The following is an 8,691-nucleotide window of genomic DNA, read 5'->3' as shown; positions in this document are numbered from 1 at the left end:
GGCCAACATGGTGCGCGGTGCGGAATGGGCGCGCTTCTTCGCGGAGCGCGCGCCGCATCTGCCGTTCCGGCTCTGGCCCGACATCGGCGATCCCGCCGAGGTGCGCTATCTCGTGGCGTGGGTGCCGCCTGACAACATCGCGGCGACCTTTCCAAACCTCGAGCTGGTCTTCTCGGTCGGCGCCGGCGTCGACCAGTTCGACGCCACCAAACTTCCACCGCACATCCCGCTGGTGCGCATGCTGGAGCCCGGTATTGCCGAGACCATGGTGGAATACGTCACCATGGCCGTGCTCGCCCTGCATCGCGATCTCCTGGACTTCATCAGCCAGCAGAAGCAACAGGTCTGGCGTGAGATCCGGATCACGCCGGCGAAGCGGCGGCGTGTCGGCGTGATGGGGCTCGGCCAGCTCGGCCAGGCCGTGCTCGAACGCCTCGAGGCGTTCGGCTTTCCGCGTCTCGGCTGGAACCGCTCGCCGCGCGAGATCGAGGGCGTCACCTGCTATGCGGGCATCGACAGTTTGCCCGATTTCCTCGCGCAGACCGACATTCTCGTCTGCCTGCTGCCTCTGACCGACGAGACCCGCGGCATCCTGAACGCGGACCTGTTCGCGCGCCTGCCGCGCGGCGCCTCCCTGGTCAATGTCGGGCGTGGCCCGCATCTCGTCGAGGCCGATGTCCTCGCGGCTCTCGACAGCGGCGTGCTCTCGGGGGCTGTCCTCGACGTCACCGATCCCGAGCCGCTGCCGACGGGCCATCCATTCTGGAGCCATCCGCGCATCCTGCTGACGCCGCACAATGCCAGCATGACCACGCCTGATACGGCCGTCGACTATGTGCTCGACGTCATCGCACGTCACCGCCGCGGCGAAGATCTGCCGGGGCTCGTCGATCGTTCGCGCGGCTACTAGGACACTCGCATGAGCATCGGCGCAAGCAGACCTGACCAAGTCATTGCCGAAGCACAGGCGCCGGTGCTGTCGGTCGCGGACCTCACCACGTCCTTCATGCGCGAGCGGCAATGGATCCCCGTCGTCCGCAACGTGTCGTTCGACGTCGCACCGCGCGAAACCGTGGCGATCGTCGGCGAGTCCGGTTCGGGCAAGAGCGTCACCGCGCTGTCGATCATGCGGCTCATTCCCAAGGAGAGCGGCCGCATCGAGGGGCGCGTCACGCTCACCGGCCGCGATCTCCTGGCGCTGCCCGAAGCGAGCATGAAGGATATCCGCGGCAACGACGTTGCCATGATCTTCCAGGAGCCGATGACGAGCCTCAACCCGGTGCTCACGATCGGCTTCCAGATCGCGGAAGCGCTGATCCAGCATCGCGGCCTGTCGCGGGCGGCCGCCGAGGCCGAGACCGTGCGCCTGCTCGACCGCGTCCGCATCCCCGCCGCGAAATCGCGCTTCCACGAGCATCCGCATCGCTTCTCCGGTGGCATGCGCCAGCGCGTGATGATCGCGATGGCGCTCGCCTGCAAGCCGAAGCTCCTGATCGCCGACGAGCCGACCACCGCGCTCGACGTCACCATCCAGGCCCAGATCCTGGAGCTGCTGAAAGAGCTCCAGCAGGAGGAGGATATGTCGATCCTCTTCATCACCCACGACATGGGCGTGGTCGCCGAGATCGCGGACCGCACCGTGGTGATGTATGGCGGGCAGGCGGTGGAGCTTGATGCGACCTCGCGCATCTTCGCGGCGCCCACGCATCCCTACACCCGCGCGCTGCTCGCGGCCGTGCCGCGCCTCGGCTCCATGGACGGGCGTCCGCGGCCGATGCGCTTTCCGATCGTCGACAAGGTGACCGGCACTTCGGACGAGCCGACGGAGACCCCTGATACGGTCTCGATCGCCGAGCGCCCGCTGCTCGAAGTCGCCAATCTCACCACGCGCTTTCCGATCCGCTCGGGATTGTTCGGCAAGGTCTCCGGCCGCGTCCACGCGGTCGAGAACGTCTCCTTCACCTTGCACGCGGGCGAGACGCTGGCGCTGGTCGGCGAATCCGGCTGCGGCAAGTCGACGACGGGCCGCTCAATCCTCAAGCTGGTCGAGCCGGATGGCGGGACGGTTCTGCTCGACGGCCGGGACGTGCTCGGCATGAACGGCCGCACCTTGCGCGACTGTCGCAAGCAGATGCAGATCGTGTTCCAGGATCCGTTCGCGAGCCTCAATCCGCGCATGTCGGTGGGGACGTCGATCGCAGCACCGCTGCTGGCCAACGGCCTCGCCTCGGCGTCGCAGGCGCGCGACAAGGTCGCCGACCTGCTCGTGCGCGTCGGCTTGACCGCCGACATGGCCGCGCGCTTTCCGCACGAGTTCTCAGGCGGCCAGCGCCAGCGCATCTGCATTGCGCGCGCGCTCACGCTCGGGCCGAAGCTGATCGTCGCCGACGAGGCCGTGTCCGCGCTCGACGTCTCGGTGAAAGCGCAAGTCGTCAATCTGATGCTCGACCTTCAGGCCAGCATGGGCCTTGCCTATCTCTTCATTTCCCACGACATCGCGGTGGTCGAGCGCATGAGCCATCGCGTCGCGGTGATGTATCTCGGCGAGATCGTCGAGATCGGCCCRCGCGCGGCATTGTTCGGCAATCCGCAGCATCCCTACACCAGGAAGCTGATGGCGGCCGTGCCGGTGCCCGACCCCGCGCGCCGCGGCACGAAGCGCGAGGTCGCAAACGACGAGATCAGAAGCCCGGTGCGTGCGCCGGACTACCAGCCGCCGGTGCGGCAATATCGCGAGGTCTCGCCCGGTCACGTCGTCCAGGTGTGGGGCGAGGAGTGGTCGGCCTGAGACGCGCAGGATGCGGTGCGTTTCCGATGACGTGTCCGAACCCATGAGTTGAAGTGCACGAAGCAGGCAAGCGTAGATAGGTTGGATGCCGGCGAAACGCCGGACAGCTTGCCAACCGACCGCGCCTTTCAGCTCCCGCTCGCGCGCTCCCAGGTAATGCGACGATGCAGACTCGTCCTCCGGAAATTGTGACCGGGTCGAGCGACAGGGAACTGCGGAATGTGAACGATCTCATACTCCGTCACTCTCTTCTCGAGCTACCAATCCCGTAAGAAATTGCCGCACCCGGACCTGACAGACACGGGTGAGATGCAGTGCCTGCGAAGCCGCGTGCTCGCAGCTTTTTTGGATTGGCTTTCGTCTCGCTCACGAGCAAGCCAGCCCTTCACTCAGCACAGATTTTTCAGAAATTGGAATCAAGGGAATCGCGAAACGCGTCCACGAGGCAGCCCTCTATTCGGGGTCGGCCGGTAGGCCGCTTCTTACTCGAGAAGGACCCTCCAATGAAGATCAGCAGTGAAGTTTTCAGCGCATTTTCTCTAACAAGGCACGCCAGCAATCTTCGGATCGCTCGTTCCAGCCTGATCAAGTCTGCCCATCTTCTTGAAAGAATTGGGCTTGCAGCCGTTGGGGCCTCTTGCGGCCTCTACGTCGGTGCGACCCTGTTGCGTGAGAAGGGGGGACTGTTTGAAAGCGGCTGGATCGTGCTGATAACGATGCTCTACGGAGCGCTCAGCTATTATGTCGGAATTGATCTGTCGGGCAGTGCCGCGCGGAAGTCGATTTCGGGCATCTCGGAAGAATGGAATGGTTCCGAGCCGGCCGAGATCATGAGTGCGGCCGGCACGTTCGGCGCCGCAATTGCCGCAGCTCTGTCCGTCAGCATCCTTGTCCTTGATCAAAACCCTCCYAATGGCCTGGTAGCATTTGTTGCCGGCTGTTGGGTGGTTGGTTCCTCGCTTCAAGTTGCGGCGGGCACGATGGCTCGCAACAACGAAACGTACATGGACAAGAAATGAAGGACTGCGCTCGCGGAAAACGTCTGCCTGGCTTTGTGACGCGAGCACGAGCAGCAGTGCTGGAGCGGGCTTCAGGTATGGAATGAGTAGCCACGACTCATCGCAACCTCTGTCGTCCAACGCTGCGTGCTGACGATTTTTGGTGGCGTCGTCCTTCGCATCGGCCGCTGCCTGGGAGCCGTATCGGTACCGAGTAACCTAAATTGTCGCGCAACAAACAAGACGTGCCATCATGGCGATGTTGGGATATCGTCCGCGCGCCGTGGTCCAAAATTCTGCTAACCGCCAACCACACGATCGGTGGAGCCAATGCAGATTGCGGAGTGGCTCGAGAAGCTGGGGCTTGGGCAGTACGCAGAGCGTTTCGCCCAGAATGGCGTCGACATGGGCGTCCTTCCCGAGCTGATGGACGAGGACTTCGACAAGCTCGGAGTCCTGCTCGGCCATCGCCGTAAAATGCTGCGTGCTATTGCCGACCTCGATCCCGCCGCGTTGATCGCATCGCCGGCTCCTCCTCACGACGCCGAGCGGCGCCACCTCACCGTCATGTTTTGCGATCTGGTCGGCTCGACCGCACTCTCGGCGCGTCTTGATCCCGAGGATATGTGGGAAGTGATCCGGGCCTATCGCGCCGCCTGCGCGAGGGTCATTTCCGCCTATGACGGCAGCATAGCCAGGTTCGTCGGCGACGGAATACTCGTCTATTTCGGCTATCCGCGCGCCCACGAGGATGACGCGGAGCGCGCAGTGCGCGCGGGCCTCGACGCCATCTCTGCGATGAGACAGCTCAAGACGAGCGGCGACGAACCGGTTGAGCTGCGGATCGCAATCGCGACCGGGCTCGTGGTGGTCGGCGACCTCATCAGCGGAGATGCGTCAGAGGAGCACGCAACGGTCGGCGACACACCAAACCTCGCTGCCCGGCTCCAGAGCCTGGCGGAGCCGGGAGCGGTCGTCGTTGCCTCGTCGACGCGCCGGCTGCTCGGTGATCTCTTCACTTTTCGCAACCTCGGCCGCCGCGAGGTCAAGGGGATATCAGAACCCATCGCAGTCTGGGCGGTCGAGGGAGCGGCCGCATCGGAAAGTCGCTTCGAGGCGGTCCACGCGGCGCGCTCGATCGGCTTTGTCGGCCGCAAGGAGGAGATCGAACTCGCGCTCTCGCGCCAGCGGCTGGCATGGCAGGGACAGGGCCAGATGGTGCTGATTTCCGGCGAAGCGGGCATCGGCAAGTCGCGCATGGTCGCAACGCTGTCCGAAAGCGCCGGGTTGGGAGTGCACCGCCGGGTGCGATATCAGTGTTCGCCCTACCACACCAACAGTGCGCTTCATCCCTTTGTCGCGCAGCTCGAGCGCGCGGCCGGCATTTGCTCGCACGACACGCCCGGGCAAAAGCTCGACAAGCTCGAGGCGATGCTGGCGCTTGGAACGCAGCAGGTCGCCCGGGCGACAGCGCTCATTGCGGCACTGCTTTCGATCCCGACCGGCGACCGTTACCCGCCGCTCGGTCTGAGCCCGGCGCAGCAGCGGCGCCAGACCTTTGCCAGCCTTCTCGATCAGCTTGAGGGATTGGCGCGAGAGCAGCCCCTGCTGATTGTCTGCGAGGATATGCATTGGGCCGATGCCACGACTCTTGAACTGTTCGATCTCACGGTCGACCGGATCCGGAGACTGCCGATACTCGTGCTCATGACATCGCGGCCGGAATTCGAGCCCTCCTGGTCGGGCCTTGGCAACGTCAGTCTGTTGCGGCTCGACCGGCTCGATCGGCAGGACACGCGGGCGCTGGTCGAGCAGGTGACTGTCGGTCGCCAGCTGCCACGCGAGATGATGAAGCAGATCATCGACAGGACGGATGGCGTCCCGCTATTCGTCGAGGAATTGACCAAGATGGTGCTGGAGTCCGGATGGCTCGTCGAAGGTGCCGGGCGCTATCGCCTCGAGAGTCCGCTCCCGCCGCTGGCCATTCCCGCGACGCTGCAGGATTCGCTGATGGCGCGGCTCGATCGGCTGGCGCCGGTCAAGGAGGTGGCGCAGATTGGCGCCGCCATCGGCCGCGACTTCTCGTACGCGCTGCTGAGATATGTGGCGGGACGCGATGATCTGACGCTGAGCGCTGCGCTGGGGCAACTCGAAGAGGCCGAACTGCTGGTGTGTCGCGGGACTCCGCCCGAAGCAAACTATAGTTTCAAGCACGCTCTCGTTCAGGAGGCGGCCTACGAGAGCCTGCTCAAGAGCAAACGGCAGGTGCTTCACACCCGCATCGGCGATGTCCTGCGCGAAAAGTTTCCGGTCGTGGCCGAGACTGAGCCGGAAGTTCTGGCGCACCACTTCACTGAGGCTGGGCTGGACGAGGTCGCCCTCGAGTGGTGGCGCAAGGCGGGCCAGCAGGCGCTGAAGCGCTCGGCCTATTCCGAGGCAATTGCGCATCTCGGCAAGGCGATTGCCATCGCCGATGAGTTGCCTGATGAGCCTCATCGGATGATGAGCAGGTTGAATCTTCAAATCGCATATGGCCGCGCGTTAAGGGGGGGCCTCGGGCATAGCGCCCCCGAAACGGTCGCTGCATGGACGCGCGCCCGGCAGTTCGCGGCCGACATCAATGATCCGGTTGAACTTGCGCCGATCCATTCCGGCCTCTTCAATGCCTGCCTGACCCACGGCGAACTTGCTCCGATGCGGGAGCTGGCGGACGCCATTATGAGTGCCGCGGAGCGACGACCAGACGCGGCAGTGGCCGCCGTCGTTGCGCATTGGACGGGCGGCGTCACCTGCTGGTTCGGGGGCGACTATCTGAAGGCGAGAACGCATCTCGAGCAGGCACTGGCGATCTATGGTGCCGAGCCGGATCCCGCGACGTTCAGGCCCTCGGCGCTGGATCTGCCGTTCGTGATCATGAGGTTTCTTGCTCTGGTGCTCTGGCCGCTTGGCAGCATCGCTCGCGCGCGCCGGCTCGCCGCCGAAGCGGTGAGCGCTTCAGGAGAAAAACGGGCGCTTTCCCAGGCCAATGCGCTCGTTCATCGCGCTGTGTTCGACGGCCTATGCGGGGGCCTGTTGCAGCAAACGGATACTATCCTGGCGCTCGGCCTTGCGCGTGACCATACGATGCCACTGTATGTGGCCGCCGGTACCTACCTGAATGGCCTGGCCAACTGGCGTGCCGGCGACCGAATGGCCGGACTGACGGAAATGCGTCGCGGATGGACCATGCTGCGCGAGAATGACTGCTACCTCTGTGAACCGTTTTGGGGGATGCAGGTCGCGATGGCGGATGCGGAGGTGGGCCAGCTCGAAACCGGGCTGGACATCTTGAGCGAATTGATCGCATCGGCGGGACAATCCGGTCAGCATTGGCTTGATGCGGAGCTGCATCGCGTCCAGGGCGAGCTTTTGTCGCGTCATGACCCTCCGGACGGTTCCAGCGCCGAAAATGCCTTCAACCGAGCGCTGGAAATCGCACGGCACCAGCAGGCGAAGACTTTCGAATTGCGCAGCGCCCTTGGACTTGCGCGCCTGCACAAGGCAAATGGCCGAGCCGGCGCGGTTCTCGAACTGCTCGCTCCCGTCCTCGCTGAATTCGACGCGGAGCGAAATCTTCCCGAAGTCGAAGAAGCGGAGAAGCTGCTTCGGAATGGGCGTTAGCCGCGCCGCCGTTCGATCGGCGCCAACGACGCGCCGACTTCAAGCGGGAATAGGTCGGCATCCTGGTTCCTCGATTCGGGAGCCGTAGTCTTCCGGTTTTGACACAGCTTAACCTAATGTGGTGAAAGCTAGATATGCTTCTCTTGGTTGCGAACGCGACCCTGCTGCGGTGACGAAACCTGATTTCGGCTAGCAGCAATGTTGGCGGATTGCTCAAGGCGCAGACGTCATCCCAACACCGGGCCATGCGCCGATTGGCTTGCCTTCGCTGGGCAGACGCGGCGACCAAAGCCCATTGGAGATCCAGCCGTGGTTCGCTTGCACGTCGAACGTTTCATTCGCAGCCGGATTGTTCGCCGATCCCTGGCGCTCGGGATCATCGCTCTGAGCGGATGGGCCCTGTTGCCGTATGTGACCTACCGAGTCGCTCCCTCCGCCTATGTCAATGCCGAGCTCATGCGGGTGACTGCCCCAATGGCGGGTCAGCTCTCGTCAGATCTTCCACGCAAGGGTGAATATTTCCAGCGCGCCCGGGTGGTGCCGCTGGTCGAGGCGCGTTCGCCGGATCGCCGGCATCTCATGGACCTTGATCAGCAGCTTGCCATGTCCACCAAACGCGCCGAGCTTGCACGTCGGCAACTCGAGGAAATCGCCGAGCTCGATCGCAAGCTCCGCGAGCGCAGCGAAGACTATCGTTTGGGGATGGTGGCGCGGCTGAGCCACGAGATCGGCGAAACGGAAGTTGAAAAAGGCGGCTGTCTCGCCGAGGCGCGGCAGCGGAACGATGTCGCGGGCCGGATTGAGAAGCTCGTGAAGCTCGGCATCAGTTCGCAGATCCGCTCCGGCGAGGCCCAGGCTTCTCAAGAGGCGACCGCAACGCGGTGCCAGATGGCCGATGAACGCCTGCAGCGCCTCAAGACCGAATTGGGGGCGGCTGAGAAGGGCATCTATCTTCGTGGCGATGCCAATGATGTGCCCTATTCGCAGCAGCAGCGCGAGCGGCTTGTCCTCCGCCGCCAGGAGCTCGAGACAGACCTGTTGCAGAACAGCTCACGTGCCGCGCAGCTGGCCGCGGAGATCGCAGAGGAACGCACTCGACTTGATCGTCTCGATCACTACGACCTGTCCTTGCCGGCAGCTCATGTAGTCTGGTCGGTGGCGGCCAGCCCGGGCTCGATGGTCACGGAAGGGCAATCGGTCTTCGATTTTGCAGATTGCGAACGCCGGTTTATCGTTGTTGAACTC

The 8,691-nt window shown here is 64.0% G+C and carries 5 protein-coding genes; all 5 read left to right on the top strand.

Annotated features, from left to right (window positions below):
* On the top strand, nt 1-910 hold a 910-nt coding region (locus AC1D00_RS15115; protein WP_477011218.1), incomplete at its 5' end, for a 2-hydroxyacid dehydrogenase.
* 9 nt (nt 911-919) lie between these two features.
* Nucleotides 920-2,788, top strand: a complete 1,869-nt coding sequence (locus AC1D00_RS15110) for an ABC transporter ATP-binding protein (RefSeq protein ID WP_477011217.1) — start codon at nt 920-922, stop codon at nt 2,786-2,788.
* A 503-nt stretch (nt 2,789-3,291) separates the two neighbouring features.
* Nucleotides 3,292-3,807, top strand: a complete 516-nt coding sequence (locus tag AC1D00_RS15105) for a hypothetical protein (RefSeq protein ID WP_404553562.1) — start codon at nt 3,292-3,294, stop codon at nt 3,805-3,807.
* Nucleotides 3,808-4,116: 309 nt separating this feature from the next.
* Complete coding sequence (locus tag AC1D00_RS15100; protein WP_477011216.1) at nt 4,117-7,446, top strand: adenylate/guanylate cyclase domain-containing protein; 3,330 nt, start codon at nt 4,117-4,119, stop codon at nt 7,444-7,446.
* Nucleotides 7,447-7,755: 309 nt separating this feature from the next.
* A partial coding sequence (locus tag AC1D00_RS15095) for an HlyD family secretion protein (protein ID WP_477011215.1) occupies nt 7,756-8,691 on the top strand: 936 nt, incomplete at its 3' end.

This window comes from Bradyrhizobium sp. P2_E8 (assembly GCF_056403875.1).
This window is presented reverse-complemented; position numbering and strand designations above follow the sequence as displayed.